We start from the raw sequence: 19,312 nt of genomic DNA, 5'->3' as shown, positions 1-19,312 counted from the left end.
GTTCGCCCTATCCACATCACTGCTGCTATGAACTTTCTGTTGTCCTTTGCACTCCTTCCACTATCCCCTTTCTTTCCGGGTAAACTCTCCTTTATCCTTTCCCATTGCTTATCTTTTAAGTCGTATAACATCCTTAGCTTCTCTCAAAAATTGTTATTATAACTCCTTTCTTTTTGAATGTCTACACTACCTAGAAGAGGACCTAAACATAGAATTGCGTGACTCTGAAGAGGATTATGCTACTCTTGGAGGGTTAGTTCTTTCAATTGCTGGTAAAATTCCTTCTGTAGGTGAGGTAATTGAATATAAGAATGGTGCAAGGTTTATTATCAAAGATGCAAATGAACGCTATATTAATAAGATAATATTAGATTTAAGTGATTATAAAAATTTTGTTTAATCTTTTTTATTAATTTTTCTTATCATGCCTTCAATCATATGCTTTATTCCTTTATATATAGCAAATAAACTTTCCTCTCTCATATAAGCAGAACAGGAAAATATATTATGCTCTTCATCTTCTATTGATAACTCTGTATCACATTTTATATGCTCTCCACCAAATTTTTCTATTAATTGGGTTTTGTCATCTCCTATAGTTACTTTTACTGTAGCTTTTTTGCTTAAAATAGAAGTAATTACGACAGGAGAGATGCATATTGCTCCAATTGGTTTTTTTTCATCAAAAAACTCTAGAACTAACTTTCTAAATTCAGGTATTACTGTTATTGTGCCTTTATTTTCATCTAAGATGGATAAATTTTTTGCAACTCCATATCCTCCAGGTACAATTAACATGTCAAAATCTTCAGCTTTAGCTTCTTTTAAATCATGTATTTCACCTCTTGCAATTCTTGCGGCTTCTGTAAGTGCATTTCTTTTCTCCTTTGTTGCTTCTCTTGTTTTATGATTTATAACTTGAGGAATGCTAATATCAGGTGCAAAACATGTAATAGTTACTTCTTGTTGATCGAGCACTAGTAAGCTTAAAACAGCTTCTTTTATTTCTGTTCCATCAAGATGACCACATCCTGACATAACAACAGCAGCTTTTAATTTTTTTTCACTCATAAAATACCTTGGTGTCATGTAATTTGAATATTTTAATATATATTCTATGTTTAGAAAAGAGATATATTATATTGAATAATTTAACATAATTATTATATAATTAACTCTAGCTTCGGATAGCCTTTATTATGTAGCACCGTATAGGTATACAAATTACAGTAAGTTCATACAAAACTCAATAATACCGATATCAGTAAATTTGTTAAGTAAATAGCACTTATTTGGTGGTATATAGTTCATATGCAGGTTTAACGAGTTTAAATATATCAATTTTCTCATTAAATTTCATATAATATCAAAAGATTGGTCATATATTTAGCCGTCTCCATTTTAATAAATTTACTATTTTTTGCCACATTCCTGAACTGATACTTATAACTTTTAACACTTATGATTAATAATTCCTTAATAGCTTATATATTAAAATTTTAATTAATAGTTTAAGATTTTAACTATTAATATGGTTTATTAATAGATTGAGGATAAAAAAATGCTTTCTACATTAACAAATTCAATTCTGAGCGTATCACAAAAATTGCCAATAATAAAATCGGATAGTAATGATATTACTAATCACAATTATCATCCTGTAAAAAGTCAATTTAAGCAATCTCTTGATATGGCAGATGAAACGTTAAAGAAGGCACTAAAGAGAGAAAAAAGAGAAGGATGGGGTAAAAAAATTAAAAGGATAAAAAAAGAAGTACAGGGTAAGGAAATTCAAAATATACAAGATGAAAATGAAATGTTGGGTAAAGAAGTTCAAGAAACACAAGATAATCGTAAAGTTAATGTTATTGCACATAATACTCTTGTTACAAGAGGGTTTATTGGATTTTCGCAAAGTAGATTTGCTGAGGATCTTATATGTGATGGTATGGAAATTGATCTCAGTTATTCCAAAGACGGTAAGTTAATTGCATCTCATGGAAGGCAAAGTTATTTTGGCATGATAAATCCATTTGCTAGTGCTACTAGTGTTGAAGCTTTTGCAAAACTGATGCCTACAATTTTAAAACGAAACCAATCGTCACCAGATAAGAGATTTAAGATTATAATGGATACTACTGATATAGAAAAATCAGGACAAATGCTATATGATCTCGTTGATGTTTTCTCTCAAAATCTTACAGAGGAAGAAATAGAAAGTATTGAATTTGTTGCTATGGGAGTTGGTGCACGTCACGATGCAGAAAAACTTGTAAAAGCAAAATATGGAGATAAAACTGCCTATCCATTAACTTGCAATCGTCTTCATCTCATGGATATTACCGAAAACTCAGATGAGAAAGATAAGTTAGAACTTAAGTATCATACTTCAGAATCGGATAAGATTGTACATACTGTGAGTGATTTTCGTGATAATCCAAAGCCTTTGGTTGAAATTTTAGAAAAGCACCAAGAATTAAAGGTGCCATTTCAGAATATGGAGAAAGAACATAAAGCGTATCTTGAACTATATCCAAAATCTAATATGCTTATCTCTTCTACAAATCCAGATATTGAAGCAGTATATAAACTAATGGAATATGGATTGAAAGGAGTGAAATTTGATAATTTACCATCAATTCATGACTTACCAGAAAATGAAAGAACTTTTGATGATATTGTGAAATACGTGAAGGATGCACGACCATTCGGTAACATAGGTAACCGGGAACTCAGGAACAAGCAACGCGAATCTGGTATGCCATATCAATACCATGTATCTGATATTATATTAACTAATGCAGTTGTTGTATCTTGCTTATGTATGCTTAAAAAAGCTCGTGATTCACTAGGTAAACACGCAGATGATGCTACAAATACTACACGAAAGGTTGTATGGAATACAGCTCATGCTGCGTTTCTTACATCTTATGCTTTATGTCTTACAATGCATCACATACTTCTTGCTAATGCATTTGCAGATACAGAAGCAGGATTAGCGCTATCAGTTCTCTCTCAGCCAATGGCATACTGTACGATGAAAGCTATAACTCATTTAGCTAATAATAAAGTTATTAATCAAGAAGACAAGACATTTAAAGTATTTAAAGAATTATATGATAACAATGTATTCCATACACTTTATTTTACGCTGAGCCATTTTAGTAATGAGTCTTTCACTGCATCAGAAAATGCAAAAGCATTTGCATATAATACGCTATCTTGTATTGTTACTAATATTGCAGTTAACAGATTGTTGCCGGCTCTTTATTCACGCATAAAAGACAACATATGTACAAAAGACCTAGATCAAGATAGTGTTGGTACTGAGATGAGAGAAATCATTATTGAAAGTCATCAAAATGAAATAAGAGTATAATATAGTTATGTGGGATGAGAGTAATCCTCTTACAAAACATGTATCTAATGAATTTTATCAGTAGACCTGCTGCAAATATTTGCCGATTACTAATGGCAAAAAGTTCAAAGTAATGTAGTAATTCCATATAAAAGGTACCTGTATGGTTCCATAACTCCTCCTTTGATGGTATTTTTTTTCTCATCTACCATTACTCTCTGGGACTGTACACCTAGAAATCAATAGACCCTTTTTTCTGGAGGTATGAAATCAATTTCATCACTGAGGGTTTTTTCAGAAACTTTCTTATAATCAATTTTTATATTAGATTGATCATCAAGCCATGCTATAGTATGTTTCATCCAGTTTGTATCATCACGTTCAGGAAAATCTTCACGAGCATGTGCACCTCGACTTTCCTCTCGATTAGCTGCACATTCCATGGTAATAACTGCTTGTGGTATCATATTGTCTAACTCTAGCGCTTCAACTAAATCACTATTCCATATCATACTACGATCTTCAATTAAGATCTCAGGCATCATTTTTGCTACTTCTTTTATAGCTCTTTTACCTTCTTCTAAAGATTCAGATGTGCGAAAAACTGACGCATATTTTTGCATAGTGTTTTGCATGCTACTGCGTACTTTCGATACTCTAAGCGTACCAGAAGCAGACCGCATTTTATCAAATCTATCTACTATCCAATCTGTGCAATCTGGATGCAATTTCTTATGTGGCGTATTAGGTTTTAAGGTTTCTTTTACTCTCAATGCTGCAGCTCTACCAAATACCACCAGATCTAGTAATGAATTAGAACCAAGTCGATTTGCACCATGTACAGAAACACAGGCAGTTTCACCAATTGCAAACAATCCCTTTACTACTTCTTCCTTACCTTTATTTATGGTAATCACTTCTCCGTGATAATTAGTTGGAATGCCTCCCATATTATAATGGACAGTAGGAACAACAGGTATTGGATCTTTTGTAACGTCAACTCCAGCAAAAGTTTTTGCAGTTTCACTAATTCCTGGCAATCTAAGCTTTATTACTTCTGGGTCAAGATGAGCTATAGTTAAATGTACATGATCCTTATTTGGTCCTACGCCTCTTCCTTCTCGAATTTCAATGGTTATAGCACGGCTTACTACGTCACGAGAAGCTAAATCTTTTGCTTTTGGTGCATAGCGTTCCATAAACTTCTCACCTTTGGAATTTACCAAGTATCCGCCCTCACCACGACATCCTTCTGTCATTAAACACCCTGCACCATATATTCCAGTTGGATGAAATTGCACAAATTCCATGTCTTCAAGCGGTAATCCTGCTCTCACTACCATACCGTTGCTATCTCCTGTGCAAGTGTGGGCACTTGTTGCAGAAAAATAAACACGTCCATACCCACCTGTAGCTAATACTACTGTATGTGCGCGGAATCTATGAAGTGTTCCATAACCTAGTGACCAAGCAAGCACTCCACAACATGCCCCTGTCTTGTCATCCATAATTAGATCAATTACAAAATATTCAACGAAAAACTCAGCACCAAATTTCAGACACTGTTGATATAGAGTGTGAAGAATTGCATGACCTGTTTTGTCTGCAGCTGCACAAGTGCGTTGTGCTGATTTTCCTTTACCGAAATGAGTTGTCATGCCACCAAAAGGACGTTGATATATTTTACCATCCTCTGTGCGAGAAAAAGGTACCCCAAAATTTTCAAGTTCAATTACAGCTTTTTCTGCATTTTTACACATATATTCAATTGCATCTTGATCCCCAAGCCAATCTGAACCTTTAATTGTGTCATATGCATGCCAACGCCAATCGTCTTCAGCAACATTACCAAGAGCTGCACTGATTCCACCTTGCGCTGCAACTGTATGACTGCGAGTTGGAAAAATTTTAGATATACATGCAGCTGAAAAATCAGCAGCTGCCATACCAAGTGTAGCACGTAGACCTGCTCCACCTGCACCAACTACTACCACATCATACTCATGATCTATGATTTTATATGCTGACTTATTCATGCTTATCAATAGTTAACCTAAACCTATAGTACCACATGAGCAAAAAAAATCTATATAAGTTTATAGCTAAAAATCTCTGAAATTGGTATCAATAACCAAGGAGCATATAATGTACACCCTAAGTCAATACTTGACATTGAAATTTAATAAATTTATTTATATTACTTTATTAGTTAAAGTATGAGTATTACAATACACTCACAAGAAGACTTCACGTTCATGCGTAAGGCAGGGAAGCTCGCTGCTGAAACTCTTGATTTTATAACACCGCATGTGAAAGTTGGAGTAACAACTCTTGAACTAAATGACCTGTGCCATAATTTTATAATTGAGTCTGGTGCAATTCCAGCACCACTGAACTATAGAAATTATCCTAAGTCAATTTGCACTTCAAAAAACGCTGTTGTGTGTCATGGTATTCCCGACAAAAATCCACTTAAAGACGGAGATATTTTAAATATTGATGTTACAGTGATCTTAGATGGCTGGCACGGCGATACGAGTCGCATGTTTTGGCTTGGCAATCCGTCAATCAAAGCAAAACGCTTATGTGATGCTACTTATAATGCATTGATGAATGCAATAGAGCAAGTTAAGCCTGGCAGCAAATTAAATCAAATTGGACTTGCAATAGAAAAATATATTAGCGATTTTGGATACTCTATTGTGCGTAAGTATTGTGGGCACGGTATAGGAAGAGTTTTTCATGCTGAACCAAATGTACTGCATTTCTATGATCACAATGAGGATTTGGTCTTAAAGGAAGGCATGTTTTTTACTATAGAGCCAATGATTAATGCTGGAAAACATGAAGTTTTGCTAAGCAAACTTGATGATTGGACAGTAACAACGCGTGACCTTTCACTCTCTGCTCAGTTTGAGCATACAATCGGTGTTACAAAAGATGGTGTTGAAATATTTACGCTGTCACCTAAAAATTGGCATTTTCCACCTTATGTATAGAGTAAAAGATATTAACCTTCAACTTTTCCTATAAGTTTTAAAGAATACACAATTTAATAGTCAATATTGTAATAACAACTAGTAATAAAAAGAAAAATTTTTCGTATGACTTATTACTACCTTTTAGCTTCTGATCAGCTATTAGGTTTAATTTTCCTATCAGATCTGATAGTTCCTGAAATGTTTTTATAGGATAAAAATCCTGTATCTTTTCTTTATATCCTATTTTATTTTTTTGTTGACCTTTCATCCACGCTTCAACTACTTTCCACATATTAATTTCTGGGTAAAGCTTACGACATGTTCCCTCTAGTAAAATCATGGTTTTCTGCAGCAATAATAATTGTGTCTGAACTTCCATATTGAAATCGCTGGTTATTTTGAATAACTGGGCAAGTAAATTAGCAAATGAGATTTTTTGTATGGGTTGTCCAATAATAGGTTCACCAATGGCTCTGCAGGCTGTGATAAAATGTTTATGTTGTGGTGAAACATAGCCAGCTCTAAAGTGCATTCTTGCAACACAATCATAATCTCGGGTTAAAAACCCCTTTAATATTTCGACAACATAATAACATGTTTTACGGTCTATTCTTCCCATAATTCCACAATCTAAAGCAATAATGTTATTATTATTATCAATCATCAGATTTCCTGGATGCATATCAGCATGAAAGAAACAATCCCTATATGCTTGATTGCAAAATGATTCTATAAGATTAATAGCTATCTGCTTATTATGCTTTTTAATTTCGTATATTGGTATAGCGTTCATCCACTCCAGAGTTAAAACCTTTTTTGAAGTTCTATTCCAGTCTACCTCAGGTACGTAAAAACCTTTGTCATTTTTTGTGTTTTCTCTCAGTTCTGAAGAGTGCGCTGCTTCAAAACGTAAATCCAATTCTAATCGGCAAATTTCAACAAAAGTTTTGACTGTTTCAATAGGCTTTAGCCTTTTTGATTGTTCACTGAACCTTTCTGCAATTTTTGCAAGCCACAAAAGCATTTTTATGTCTCTTGAAAAAATTTTTTCAATGTTTGGTCTTAAAACCTTTACAGCTACCTCTTTACCTTCTGTTGTAACTGCCTTATGGACTTGAGAGACTGACGCTGCTGCAATTGGTATTTCATCAAAGTTTGAAAAAACTTCATTTAATTGGCAATTCAACCCACTTTCTATAGTTTTAATTGCTGTCTTGTGTGAAAAAGATGGCAGTCTATCACATATCAGTAGCAAATTGTTGGTTATGTCTTCATTTAAAATATCAGTACGTGACGAAAGAGATTGTCCAAACTTAATAAATACTGGACCTAATTTTTCAAGAGCATACCTTAGTTTTTGGCCTTGTATTTTGTTTATTGATTTTTTTGAAGGTGAAAGTAAATAAGGTAGTATATTATAGCGAATTAATACTGCAATTATATGCAGAAGGCGCAGGATACTTGGAATCATCTCGTTGTGTAATTACTGAATATTTCATTTAGAGCTTTATTTTTTATAATCTCATCAGGTGTACCTTGACAGTAAATAGTGTTGTTTATACAAACTATATAATCTGAAAATGGAATAACGGAATCAAGATCATGTGATGTCATAAGAATTGATACTAACTTCTTTTTTGCTATTTCGTTAATAATATCATAAAATTTAGCCCGTGCATCGATATCCATTGAGCTTACTGGCTCATCTAAAATAATTAATTCAGGTTCTATAACTAAACAACGGGCTAATAATAACAATTGCGCTTGTCCTGCAGAAATTTCTAATACCTGATGCTTTAAGATACTATCAATGCCAACCAATTTTATTACTTCTTCAACCACAGGATGACTTCTCTTTAGTTTGGTCAAGAAGCTGTTCAGGAGAAAATATTCAACTGTTATTGGCATCAAGTTGTTAATATCGAAATTTTGTGGCATATAACTAACCTTTATGTTATCAGCAAATATAATATTGCCTATATAGGCTTTATTTGTGCCAACAACTGCTTTCACCAAAGAAGTTTTACCTCCACCGTTTGGACCAAGTATTGTAATGACATTGCCTTTCTTTAATGATATATTAATATCATCAAGAATTTTTTTATTATTATACATTAAGGTAAGGTTTTCTATTTTTAAGATATTAGTATTACTTGATTTTTTAACAGGGTTTATTTTTCTTTTATGAAACATGTATTAGCTTTCTTCTCATTACTTTTGTTTATACTATACTACAATGCTGCTTTTTCATCCAACTTAAAAGTTATATCCACGATAAAACCTATACATTCACTTGTCTCATCTGTTACAGATGGAATCTTAGAGCCAGATTTATTGAGCTGTAAAGCAACTGTACATCACTATACATTGAAACCATCAGACATAAGTAAGCTAGAGTCAAGCGATGTTATATTTTACATTGATGATGAGCTGGAAACATTTGCAAGAAATTTTACCAAAGATGATAAGAAATTAATACGATTATCAAGTGTGGTAGATTTACTACCTGTTCGACCGCATTCATTCTCTAGAAAGATTACCAATATTAAAGATGAAAAAGATTTACATATCTGGCTTAGCCCTGAAAATGCAAAACTTATGATCCGCCTTATAAGCGCAACGCTGTCAAAAATGGATAAGGAAAACTCCCCTAGGTACAATGATAATGCATTGAAGGCGATACAAGAGATAGATCAAGAAGTAAAAAAAATAGCTGAAGAATTAGATGATTTTAAAGATCAAAAATACATAGTTACTCATGATGCTTACCAATATTTCGAAAAATATTTTGGTTTAAACTCCCCAAGCGTTATCCTTGCTATAGAGGAAGATTCATACATAGGTATGAAAAGCTTAATGAAACTAAAAAAAATCATGAAAAAAGAGAACATTAAGTGTATACTTTCCCACTCATGGGAGGATAGTATAAATCCTAAGATTTTTTCCAATGATACAAAGATGGTAGTGCTTGATCCTATTGGATTAGATGTAGAATCTGGAAAAAATACATATTTGGCTATGCTCAATAGTATTGTACAAAACTTCAAGTCTTGTTTTGAAGTCTAGCCAGAGTATGATGGGAGTATACACCTAAGCCTACATATAAGACCTTATGAGGTGTAGTCTTGCTTCTACCTGGGGTAAAGGTATTTCTTTACATGTACTACATGAATTCATAGCCTTATCTAGTAGTTTCTCATAACATGCTACAGCATTTTCCAAGTCCAACAATTTATCTAAAATAATGGCTAAATTATAGATATAAAAAACATTGTTTTGGTCAATGGAAACTGCTTTTGTCATATATTCCTTAGCTTTTATAAAGTCTCCTTTTTTTATGTAAATTAGACTTAAATTTGCCAGTAAAGGTGCGTAGTTTCTGTGGGTATTGTATAGTTTTAACATTTCATCTAATGCTAAGTCGGGATTATATTTTGCCACTACTATTAAAAAATTATTCAATACCAGAGAGTCACCAGGGTATTCTTTTAGTAGTTTATTATATATCTCTATAGCTTGTTTATAATCTTTATTTACATAGTAGACATTACCCAATCCAATTAAAGAGTTTTTATGGTAAGGAAATTTTGTGATGATTGAATTGAGAAAAAAAATAGCTGCTTCTTTATCTCCTGACTCAAAAGACCTCTGTGCCTTTTTTAAAGTAGAACTGATGCTAAAATTCTTGTCGGTGTTTTGTATTACCTTTATGTTGAATTTGTTGCTTTTTTTTTCAAGAATATTATATTTTTTGTATTTTTTATCAACTTGTATGTACTTAGCAATATTGTTAAAGGTTTTTTGTATTTCTAAATCTTCACTTGCATAAGTATAAGAAAACTTCAACAGTATTAAAATGCAAATTAATATGTGTGACACGGTAAAAATATCAGTATCTGCCTTATATCAAAAAATAGTAAAAATTGTACTAACTACGAATGAGAAGTGAACTAAAAATCAACTATGGTTTTTTTAATTTTTTGAATTTAGCCTTATTATAATTAAAGAATATATTTTTGGCAATAAAAAACCTTGTGTGCAGTCCCAGAGAGTGATGGTATGATAAAATATGAGAAAAAAACACCATCAAAGGAAGAGTTATAGGACCATATACCTAATGAATTTTATCAGTGTCTTCTATACAACATTTGATATGGCGTTTTTTGCCAGCAGATAGCTTCATAAATGGCTTATCTGTGAAATCTTTGTAGCTTATGGTGTAATTAACATCAAAAATAATGCTGTCATTAATTTTGCATCCTTTAGCTTGTATAAGGCGTTTTGCTGCATTTTTAGATGATTCCAATTTTGTCGCACACAATAGGTCTATTAAAGCTATGCCATCAGCAACTTGCTCTTTATTTAGAATATAGTCATGCAGTAATGAGCTGTCTGCATTCTCAAAAGCAGCAATTGCTGCCGATTTTGCACGTTCCGCTTCTTCATTACCATGACATATCTTTGTTACTTCTGTTGCTAAAATCTTTTTTGCTTCATTGATTTCTTGATCTTGTAAAGATTCCAATTTTTTAATTTCGCTAATTGGTAGATCTGTAAATAACCTTAGGAAACGACTGACATCTTGATCATCGACGTTACGAAAGTATTGCCAATAATCATATGGCTTTAGCATGCTGCCATCGAGCCATATGGCTCCACTTTCAGTTTTACCCATTTTTTTTCCTTGAGAGTTTAATAGAAGGGGTGTAGTAAAGCCAAAAAGTTCAGGTAAGTTTAACTTCTTTCCAAGCTCAATTCCATTTACTATATTTCCCCATTGATCCGATCCACCTATTTGTAAACGACATCCATACTGTTTATTTAATTCAGTAAAGTCATAAGCTTGCAATAACATGTAATTAAATTCCAAAAAGCTTAAATTTTGCTCTCTTTCCAATCTGCTTTTCACGCTATCGAAGTTTAACATGCGATTTACGGAAAAATGTGCTCCTACATCACGTAAGAAATCTATGTAACCTAGCTTGCCTAGCCAATCTAGGTTATTTACTGTAATTGCATCTGAATTTCCACTACCAAAGGATATAACCTTTTCTAAGGTATTCTTAATACCTAATACATTTTTATTTATATCTTCTTCAGATAAAACACTTCTGGCTTTGTCTTTACCAGAGGGATCGCCAATTTTGGTTGTTGCCCCACCTAGTAAAGCTATTGGCTTATAGCCAAATTTCTGTAACTGACGGAGTAGCATAACCTGAACCAGATTACCAATGTGAAGACTTGGGGCAGTGCAATCAAAACCAATATATGCAACTATGTGATTACTCTGAAGTAATAACTGATCTAGCCCTTCAATATTTGTGCATTGGTATAAGTACCCTCTTTCTTGAATAAAATTTAAAAAATCAGACTTATACTTCATAGAAAAATTCTTTCACTTAAATTATTTTAATTTATAAATTAGCAAGCCCATAGTTCTTCTACCTTGTAATACTCTCTTACTTCTGGTTTAAATATATGAATCATTACATCTTGAAAGCTCAGAACAACCCAGTTACCTTCATTTATTCCTTCAACGTCTATTTTTTCATATTGCTTAAGGCTCTTTATTATGTGTTCAGCTAAAGCTTTTACATGACGACTTGAATCACCAGATGCAATAATCATGTGTTTTGCAATAATAGTTTTATCATGCACATCAAAAGTAACTATATCATGACCTTTGTTTTGATCTATTATGCTTGCAATAGTGCTGCTTATTGATTCCATATGCTATTTTTAAATTTACTTTATTATACATTTAAATTCAACAATATGAATTATTTTAATGTGACTATTGATAAAAAATATTACTTATTAATTGTGCTTTTAGCATGATATCGTATACAATGCATACTCTTCTGTGTATAATAGACATAATTTATTATTAATATTCGTTATGAAGACAAAACTTATCTATTTAATTGGCTTTCCTGGCAGTGGTAAATTGACCATAGCAGAGGAACTATGTAAAATTATTGATGCAGTGATAGTGGATAATAACCTGTTTAATAACATTATATTTGATATTGCTGATCCTTGTACTACTGATGTTCCTGATGATTTATGGGAGAAGATTCTTATAGTCAGAAAAGATTTATTGGCGATACTAGCAGTATGTTATAAAAAATCAAAACACTATATATTTACAAATGAGTTAGTGGAAGGAGAGAAACATGACCAAGAGGTATTTAATTCAGTAGTAGATTTTAGTGAAAAAACGGGAATGAAAATTTTGTATGTAGTTCTTCACTGTAGTAAGGAAGAGCTAGAAAAGCGCATTCAGTTACAAGGTAGACATGGTAAAATTACTGATCCTGAGTATGTGAAAAGTACTGAGGGAAAAAAGCTATTTGTACCTTCTGGTGCTCTTGAAATTGATAACTCAGACTTAAGTGCAAAAGAAGTTGCAAGGAAGATTGTAGAAGGAATAGAAGAAAGCAAAAAATCAGGTGTAACTTCTATAGTAACAAGCTCAAATAGAGGACATGAGAAGCAGAGATGATAAAACAAAAGAAAGAATATCGTCCTTGTGTTGGTATAATGTTATTTAACAGGCAAGGACATATTTTTACCGGAAAACGCTTTGATAGTGATGCTTATTGGCAGATGCCTCAAGGGGGGGTTGATGATGGAGAAGAATTAGCACAAGCTGCATTGCGTGAACTATTAGAAGAGGTCGGTACTGATAAAGTGGAGATCATAGCCAAAAGTAAAGATTGGATAAACTATGACTTGCCGAAAGAATGGATACCAGCGCATTGGAATGGAAAATATTCTGGGCAAAAACAAATATGGTTCTTAATGAAGTTTTTGGGAAGTGATGAAGATATCAACGTTAATTATACCGACCATCCAGAATTTAAAGAGTGGTGTTGGCAAAGTATAGATGATATAGTTGCTAACGCTATATCATTTAAAAAAGAGGTTTATAAAATAGTCACGAAAGAATTTTCTTCTATAATAGAAACTGCGACAAAAAGTATGATAGTAGATTCTCATTGCCATTTGATTTATTTTTCCGATGATGAAATATCGGAAGTAATGTCAAGAGCAGAACGTAATGACGTAAAAGTTTTGCACAATATATGTGTAAGTTTGGATGATGTTCCCAGATTATTAAAAATTTCTTCATCTCATGAAGCAGTTTACTCATCTATTGGTATACACCCACTGGATGCTACTATAGAAAGAGGTGAATGTATAGAGGTTGAGAAATTAATTGAGCTTACTAAGGACCAAAAAGTAATTAGCATAGGTGAAACTGGGTTGGATTTTTATAAATCTGACAATAAAGATAATCAAAAAAAAAGTTTTTTGTCACATATAGAAGCTGCAAGAATAACAGAATTGCCTTTGGTTATTCATACCAGAAATGCTGATAATGAGATAATTGATGTATTAAAATCAGAAATAAAAAAGGGTGATTTTGATGGAGTAATGCACTGCTTTGCTTCTTCTAAAGAACTTGCTTACCAAGCAATAGATCTCGGGTTGTATATCTCATTTTCTGGAATAATCACCTTTAAAAATGCTAACCTGTTGAGAGAAATTGCAAGGGATGTTCCACATGAGTATGTTTTAGTTGAAACAGATTCACCTTACTTATCCCCTGAGCCGTATAGAGGCAAAAAAAACGAACCTGCTATGGTAAAATACGTAGTAGATTGTTTAGCAAAGCTGTGGAATAAGTCACCTAATGAGGTTGCAGAAATAACTACTGATAACTTTTTTAAATTATTTAAAAACTCAAGTTATAGGCATTCTTTTACATAGTTCTATATGTTAAGGTATAGTTATTCATCCTCAAGCTCTTTTAACATACTATAATTGTTTTTTCTGAACCTATTTTTTAAAGATGTAACTCCTCCCTCACTGATGCCGCTTAAACTCAATGCTGCTGCACCTAATTGTAATCCAACTTCATATGTTTCAGGAATAATTTTACTGACTCCCAGGTTATTATATACTTCTACATTATTTAAATCTGGGAGACGTATTATAATATTTACATGTGGAAAACTTACTGCAACTAAAGAGGTGATTTTTTTTATTGTAACTTCATTTTTTATTGCAATTACTAAAGTTTGAGCTCTTTCTATACCTACTGATTTTAAAATTTCTGGTCTTGTACTATCTCCAAGATATATAGGAAAGCCATCTATCTTTCCTTCCTTGACTATTTGTGATTGAATGTCTACAACAACATAACTTAAATGCTCAGCAGTGAGCATCTTTGTTACCATGTGACCAACTCGGCTAAAACCAGCAACGATTACATGATTATGAAGATCTTGTGTATCTGTGGCTACTGCTTCATCATCCAAAAGGACTCTTTCTCTATTCGATAAACTTGCTATCCAGTCTCCCAAACAAGATAAAAGAGGGGTAAAAGCCATTGTCACGGTGGTTACTATCATAAGCAACTGAGCAATTTCACTTGGCAACGCATGAAGCTCACTTGCCAACCGAAGCAGAATAAACGCAAATTCACCACCTTGTGCAAGTAGCAAACCAGCTTGTATAGCAGGTACACCTTTGAACCCAAAAAATCTACATAAGGTATATATGATAGATGTCTTTACGCCGATAAGGATCATAGATATTAAGGCAATTAGAGGTAAATTATTCAGCAGAAATTTTATATCTATGGACATGCCAACAGTCATAAAAAATAAGCCAAGAAATAAATCCTTAAACGGTAAGATTGCATGTTCTACTGAAAGCCTATGTTCTGTTTCTGCAACTAGTAACCCAGCAACAAATGCTCCTAATTCCATTGATAGCTTAAAATGTTCAGTAGTATAAGCTGCCCCTAGAATTATCAAAAGTGTTGTTGCTATAAATATTTCATTGCTTTCCATTTTAGCAATAACTGAAAATATAGGCCTAAATAACAACCTGCCAGTTATAAATATCAATACTAATGCAATAGTTGCTTGTACTAGTGATCCTGCCAATGAACTTATAAGACTGTGTTGAGCATTCCCAGCAAGTAGAGGTACCAATACCATTAATGGCACTACTGCAAAATCTTGTAATAAAAGTACTGCTATTGATAATCGGCCAACCTGAGTTGCTTGATTGCCTTTTTCTTGCAGAACCTGCAATACAATTGCTGTTGAAGATAATGCAAGACCTCCACCGATTATTGCTGCTACCTTTGCATCTACTCCAAAAGCAAGAGCAATACACCATATTACTACCATTGTTACTATTACTTGCAAGGAACCAAAACCAAATACGTGAATACGCATGGCAATTAATCGCTCAAATGTTAGCTCAAGACCTATTACAAATAACAGAAAAACCACACCAAAATTTGCAAAGCTATTCATTGCTTCAACTGAATGTATTAGATTCAATCCATGAGAACCAATGATTGCCCCTGCAACAAAATAACCAAGCACTGGACTAATGTTCATCGTCCAAAATGCCATTACTATAAGTACAGCGGCAGAAAGTACGATTATAATATCAAACAAATGGTGATCCATAATATTCAACCTTCAGAATTAGACCATTTAATTGAACAGCCGATACTCGACTTTTGATTGTCTGGTGGGTTTCCAGTTTCGGCAACAAATTTCATAGCTTGGAACAAATCACTATCTTGAGCTGCAGAATTATAAGATTTATCTTTTTTTGCATCATTAAAGCGCCCACGATAGCAAAGATTTAAGCTAGAATTAAAACCAAAAAAGTCAGGAGTACATACAGCTCCATACTCTTTAGCTACTTCCTGAGTGCTATCAATTAAATATGGAAAAGTGAATCTATTTTCTCTAGCAAAGTTGATCATGTTTTCATAAGAATCTTCAGGATATTCACTCACATCATTAGGCATGATTGCAACGGTATTTACCTGATAATCTTTTTTTAAGAGATCTATAACACTTACTAAATTGCTAATAATTGACTGCACGTAAGGACAGTGATTACATATAAACATAACAATTAACCCATTTTTTCCACGGCACTTATCTAAGGTGTAGTATTCATTATCAACCCCTAAAAGATCAAAATTTTTTGCGATAAAGTCAAAGTTTCCTTGGGGTGTATTAAGAGCGACCATGAGTTTAAGTTTAATAGGATATATGTATAATTTATGCTTTGATTACTTAAGTGTCAAACGATTTCTATATATACTAAAATTTTATAATTGTAAAAATTTATGTTCATAACTTTTGAAGGAATAGACGGTTCTGGTAAAACAACACAGTCTAAGCTGCTTGCAGATTATTTTAGACAAATTTATGGTGAAAATAGTGTAGTCTTAACTAGAGAACCAGGTGGCACTGATTTTGCAGAAAAGATCAGAAATGTTCTGTTGGTAAATGATATTGACCCTATTTCTGAGCTTTTGTTATTTGTTTCAACAAGATGCGAGCATATGAAAAAGTTAATACTACCAGCCCTTAAAGAGGGGAAAATTGTAATTTGTGATAGATTTATTGATTCAACTATTGCTTATCAAGGATATGGGTTTGGTGTTAGTTTGGAATTAATTAAACAATTGCATGAGTTGGTAGGCATTAAGTGTCCAGATATTACATTTATTTTAGATATTGACGTCAATGTCGGATTGAGTAGAGCAGAGGATAAGAATAAATATGAAGAAATGAGTATTGATTTTTATAATAATGTGAGAAAGGGATTTCACGAGATAGCTGCAGAAGATCCAGATAGATGCTGTATTATTTCTGGAACTGACACAATGAATGACAAACAAATATATGATAAAATTGTTGCTGAAATTGTTAAAAGAGGCCGGGACCGGAATTGAACCGGTATAAAAGGATTTGCAGTCCTCCGCATAAGCCATTCTGCCACCCAGCCGTTTATACTATGTGTAGATATCCATTATATCTTTTAGCATAGATAGAGCTTCTTCCCTTTTACGCTGAAAAGTATTACGTCCAATTATTGAACCATTGCCACCACCTTGCTTAATCTCCCGTACTTCATTATATATATCATCTACTGACTTTGACTCACCACCAGAAAAAACTACTATTCTTTTTCCGGCAAAGCAAGATTTTTTAATGTAAGCAATCCTCTGTGACAAGGAATTTATGTCGTCAATTTTTTCTTTCTCTAAATGCCGAGATGGAAGCTTTACCTTTATTATGTTAGCACCAAGCAAAGCTGCTATATGTGCAGCGTAAGCAATCACATCAACTGCAGTTTCGCCCTCTTTGGAAATTCCCTCACCACGAGGATAAGACCATAATACTACTGCAAGCCCATAAGATTTTGCTTCTTCTATGATCGCGCGCGCTTCCTCCATCATATCAAAACACTTGGAAGAGCCAGGGTATATAGTAAATCCCACGGCCACACATCCCAAACGTAACGCATCTTTTACAGAAGCAGTTATTGCTTGATCAGCGGTTAGGTTCTTAGAATGTAAAGAGTTGGAACTATTAAGTTTTAAAATAAGAGGAAGCATTCCAGCATAAGATGAAGCACCAGCTTCAATCATGCCAAGTGGGGCAGCGTAAGCGCTTACACCAGCATCAACTGCTAGCTGAAAATGATAATGTGGATCGTAAGCATCAGGGTTAACTTCAAAACTTTTTATCGGTCCATGTTCAAATCCTTGATCTACAGGGAGAATTACCAAATTACCAGTTCCTCCAAGTTTTCCATGCATCAAAATACGAACAAGATTCGCCTTCGTTCCTGGATTTTCACTTTCATAGCAATCTAGAATTTGTCTTACTTTTAGCACTATACACATTAAAAACTTAAGTTAAGTGTAGCAAAAATCTTGATTAAAGAAAAGGAATTTTTATTGATGAAGAAATACTGGTAACTTTACAAATTACCAGTATTTAGGTGCATTTGATGTTTACAGAACTTTACTTGGTTGTTGCCCCACTGGAGCACCAACATCGTTGAATTGGCTGTTAGGAGGAAAGACACTTGAATTAAATCCAGGATCAAAATAAGGAGGTGGTGGGCCATAATCAGGAAAATCATTTGGGTCAGGTGCTGATGGTGCTGGTGCTGGGTTAAGATAACTTTTCACAGCCTTTTTAGCTGCATCAATATCTTCTGATTCTCTTTCATGTTGCATGTGAAAAGCTAAACCACCCATAAAACATACAAAAGAATGAATGCCGAGAGCAACTAAACCCCAAGTTGGTAAAACTGGATAGACAACACAAGCTATTAAACCTGCCACAGAAGCAAAAGCGCCTAGGAATTCTATATTTCTAAGTGTCTTCAGTGTGTTATCCAAATAATCTATTTCCCCTGACTTTCTTGCCGTTTCTCTGCTACGAGCATACCAATAACACATTGAAATGTGAAAGATAGCAACCACAATTACAACTACTATACCTGCAGCTAACAGTTTTCTACCATCATCCGCTTCTTTTTTCTTATCTGTATGATTGGTACTATTGTTACCAACATTACCATAATTATAATTAGTCGTAACTGTAGGATGATTGTGCCTGCCAAATAGAGAGTTAAGCCAACATTGCAATAGTAAACAATCCCAAAAATCCGAATGTGTATTGACTTGTACATGTTCTATACGGATGGTTTGTGGTTGTCCTGTGTTTGCTTGGGGATTGGTATTAGGTTGAAAATGATGTGTATTATTTTGTGGTTGTCCTATGTTTGCTCGGAAATCAGCGTTGGTTTGAAAATTTTGAGTATTGTTTTGTCTAGCTTGTTGAGCAATAAACTGTTCATATAGTCCATCAAAATGTTTTTCATTCCAACCTTCTTGTCTTGCTTGTGTTGAATTGAATACAAGTGGTAAAAAATACTGAATTTTATTACTACTACCAAATTTCTTTATGAAGGCTAAAGCATACCTTTCCGCATCACGTGCTAACATATATAATTCTCCTATTGTAAATCACTATTAAAAATTAAATAAATCTTAACTATTCTAACATAAAATACTTTATTTTCAATAGTTTTGTTGCTTGGCTAAAAGTTACATAACCTGGAA

At 33.4% G+C, this 19,312-nt stretch carries 17 protein-coding genes, 1 tRNA gene and 2 pseudogenes; 8 read left to right on the top strand and 12 right to left on the bottom strand.

From position 1 onward, the window contains the following. Positions 1-190: 190 nt before the first annotated feature. Positions 191-400, top strand: a pseudogene (locus IC220_RS01855) (transporter associated domain-containing protein); the annotation flags it as partial. Here IC220_RS01855 and elbB read toward each other — a convergent pair. Beyond that, positions 397-1,071 carry an isoprenoid biosynthesis glyoxalase ElbB gene (gene elbB, locus IC220_RS01850; protein ID WP_188152897.1) on the bottom strand — a complete coding sequence of 225 codons (675 nt, stop codon included), beginning with the start codon at positions 1,069-1,071 and terminating at the stop codon, positions 397-399. The pseudogene IC220_RS01855 and the gene elbB sit on opposite strands and share 4 nt — an antisense overlap. Before the next feature lie 490 nt (positions 1,072-1,561). Here elbB and IC220_RS01845 point away from each other — a divergent pair, with 490 nt between their 5' ends. After that, a complete protein-coding gene (locus IC220_RS01845) occupies positions 1,562-3,379 on the top strand; it encodes a hypothetical protein (protein ID WP_188152896.1) in 1,818 nt (605 codons plus the stop codon). Between the two features lie 218 nt (positions 3,380-3,597). Here IC220_RS01845 and sdhA read toward each other — a convergent pair whose 3' ends face one another. Next, positions 3,598-5,394, bottom strand: coding sequence for a succinate dehydrogenase flavoprotein subunit (gene sdhA, locus IC220_RS01840; RefSeq protein WP_188152901.1), 1,797 nt, complete (start codon positions 5,392-5,394; stop codon positions 3,598-3,600). 180 nt (positions 5,395-5,574) lie between these two features. On the opposite strand from sdhA, the gene map reads away from it, so the two are divergent. Continuing rightward, a complete protein-coding gene (gene map, locus IC220_RS01835; RefSeq protein ID WP_188152895.1) occupies positions 5,575-6,357 on the top strand; it encodes a type I methionyl aminopeptidase in 783 nt (260 codons plus the stop codon). Positions 6,358-6,394: 37 nt separating this feature from the next. Here the strand turns inward: map and ubiB are convergent, their stop codons facing one another. Together ubiB and IC220_RS01825 are read right to left on the bottom strand one after the other, a co-directional pair. Continuing rightward, positions 6,395-7,810, bottom strand: coding sequence for a 2-polyprenylphenol 6-hydroxylase (gene ubiB / locus IC220_RS01830; protein ID WP_188152894.1), 1,416 nt, complete (start codon positions 7,808-7,810; stop codon positions 6,395-6,397). Beyond that, complete coding sequence (locus tag IC220_RS01825) at positions 7,807-8,532, bottom strand: metal ABC transporter ATP-binding protein (RefSeq protein WP_188152893.1); 726 nt, start codon at positions 8,530-8,532, stop codon at positions 7,807-7,809. Before IC220_RS01825 ends, ubiB begins: the two co-directional genes overlap by 4 nt. Here IC220_RS01825 and IC220_RS01820 point away from each other — a divergent pair. Further along, positions 8,524-9,405 (top strand): zinc ABC transporter substrate-binding protein, encoded by an 882-nt coding sequence (locus tag IC220_RS01820; RefSeq protein ID WP_188152892.1) that lies wholly within the window; start codon positions 8,524-8,526, stop codon positions 9,403-9,405. The two genes, IC220_RS01825 and IC220_RS01820, sit on opposite strands and share 9 nt — an antisense overlap. 30 nt (positions 9,406-9,435) lie before the next feature. On the opposite strand, the gene IC220_RS01815 is transcribed toward IC220_RS01820, so the two are convergent. From IC220_RS01815 to rsfS, 3 genes are all read right to left on the bottom strand, one after another. Beyond that, positions 9,436-10,209: a tetratricopeptide repeat protein gene (locus tag IC220_RS01815; protein WP_188152900.1), complete on the bottom strand. Its 774-nt coding sequence runs from the start codon at positions 10,207-10,209 to the stop codon at positions 9,436-9,438. 244 nt (positions 10,210-10,453) lie between these two features. Further along, positions 10,454-11,722 carry a tyrosine--tRNA ligase gene (tyrS, locus tag IC220_RS01810; protein ID WP_188152891.1) on the bottom strand — a complete coding sequence of 423 codons (1,269 nt, stop codon included), beginning with the start codon at positions 11,720-11,722 and terminating at the stop codon, positions 10,454-10,456. 38 nt (positions 11,723-11,760) lie between these two features. Then, positions 11,761-12,069 (bottom strand): ribosome silencing factor, encoded by a 309-nt coding sequence (gene rsfS / locus IC220_RS01805; RefSeq protein WP_188152890.1) that lies wholly within the window; start codon positions 12,067-12,069, stop codon positions 11,761-11,763. Between the two features lie 169 nt (positions 12,070-12,238). Here rsfS and IC220_RS01800 point away from each other — a divergent pair, with 169 nt between their 5' ends. The 3 genes and pseudogenes from IC220_RS01800 to IC220_RS01790 all read left to right on the top strand — a co-directional run bounded on the left by IC220_RS01800 (position 12,239) and on the right by IC220_RS01790 (position 14,115). Then, the gene (locus tag IC220_RS01800) at positions 12,239-12,844 is read left to right on the top strand and encodes an AAA family ATPase (RefSeq protein WP_188152889.1); all 606 of its coding nucleotides are present in this window, start codon (positions 12,239-12,241) and stop codon (positions 12,842-12,844) included. Next, positions 12,841-13,308 (top strand): annotated as a pseudogene (locus IC220_RS01795) (RNA pyrophosphohydrolase); the annotation flags it as partial. The gene IC220_RS01800 and the pseudogene IC220_RS01795, both read left to right, overlap by 4 nt. A 15-nt stretch (positions 13,309-13,323) precedes the next feature. Beyond that, the gene (locus IC220_RS01790) at positions 13,324-14,115 is read left to right on the top strand and encodes a TatD family hydrolase (protein WP_188152899.1); all 792 of its coding nucleotides are present in this window, start codon (positions 13,324-13,326) and stop codon (positions 14,113-14,115) included. A 20-nt stretch (positions 14,116-14,135) separates the two neighbouring features. Here IC220_RS01790 and IC220_RS01785 read toward each other — a convergent pair whose 3' ends face one another. Both IC220_RS01785 and IC220_RS01780 read right to left on the bottom strand, forming a co-directional pair. Further along, the gene (locus IC220_RS01785) at positions 14,136-15,836 is read right to left on the bottom strand and encodes a monovalent cation:proton antiporter-2 (CPA2) family protein (protein ID WP_188152888.1); all 1,701 of its coding nucleotides are present in this window, start codon (positions 15,834-15,836) and stop codon (positions 14,136-14,138) included. 5 nt (positions 15,837-15,841) lie between these two features. After that, complete coding sequence (locus IC220_RS01780; protein WP_188152887.1) at positions 15,842-16,414, bottom strand: thioredoxin family protein; 573 nt, start codon at positions 16,412-16,414, stop codon at positions 15,842-15,844. Between the two features lie 99 nt (positions 16,415-16,513). Between IC220_RS01780 and tmk the strand changes: the two genes are divergently transcribed. Then, positions 16,514-17,125, top strand: a complete 612-nt coding sequence (gene tmk / locus IC220_RS01775; protein WP_188152886.1) for a dTMP kinase — start codon at positions 16,514-16,516, stop codon at positions 17,123-17,125. On the opposite strand, the gene IC220_RS01770 is transcribed toward tmk, so the two are convergent. From IC220_RS01770 to IC220_RS01760, 3 genes are all read right to left on the bottom strand, one after another. Beyond that, a tRNA-Cys gene (locus IC220_RS01770) sits at positions 17,107-17,178 on the bottom strand. The genes tmk and IC220_RS01770 overlap by 19 nt on opposite strands. A gap of 7 nt (positions 17,179-17,185) precedes the next feature. Further along, positions 17,186-18,082, bottom strand: coding sequence for a class I fructose-bisphosphate aldolase (locus IC220_RS01765; protein ID WP_188152885.1), 897 nt, complete (start codon positions 18,080-18,082; stop codon positions 17,186-17,188). Positions 18,083-18,193: 111 nt separating this feature from the next. Further along, on the bottom strand, positions 18,194-19,195 hold the full coding sequence (locus IC220_RS01760; RefSeq protein ID WP_188152884.1) for a hypothetical protein: 1,002 nt from the start codon (positions 19,193-19,195) through the stop codon (positions 18,194-18,196). Between the last annotated feature and the right edge of the window lie 117 nt (positions 19,196-19,312).

The organism is Wolbachia endosymbiont of Pentalonia nigronervosa (assembly GCF_014534705.1).
Taxonomy (GTDB): domain Bacteria; phylum Pseudomonadota; class Alphaproteobacteria; order Rickettsiales; family Anaplasmataceae; genus Wolbachia.
This window is presented reverse-complemented; position numbering and strand designations above follow the sequence as displayed.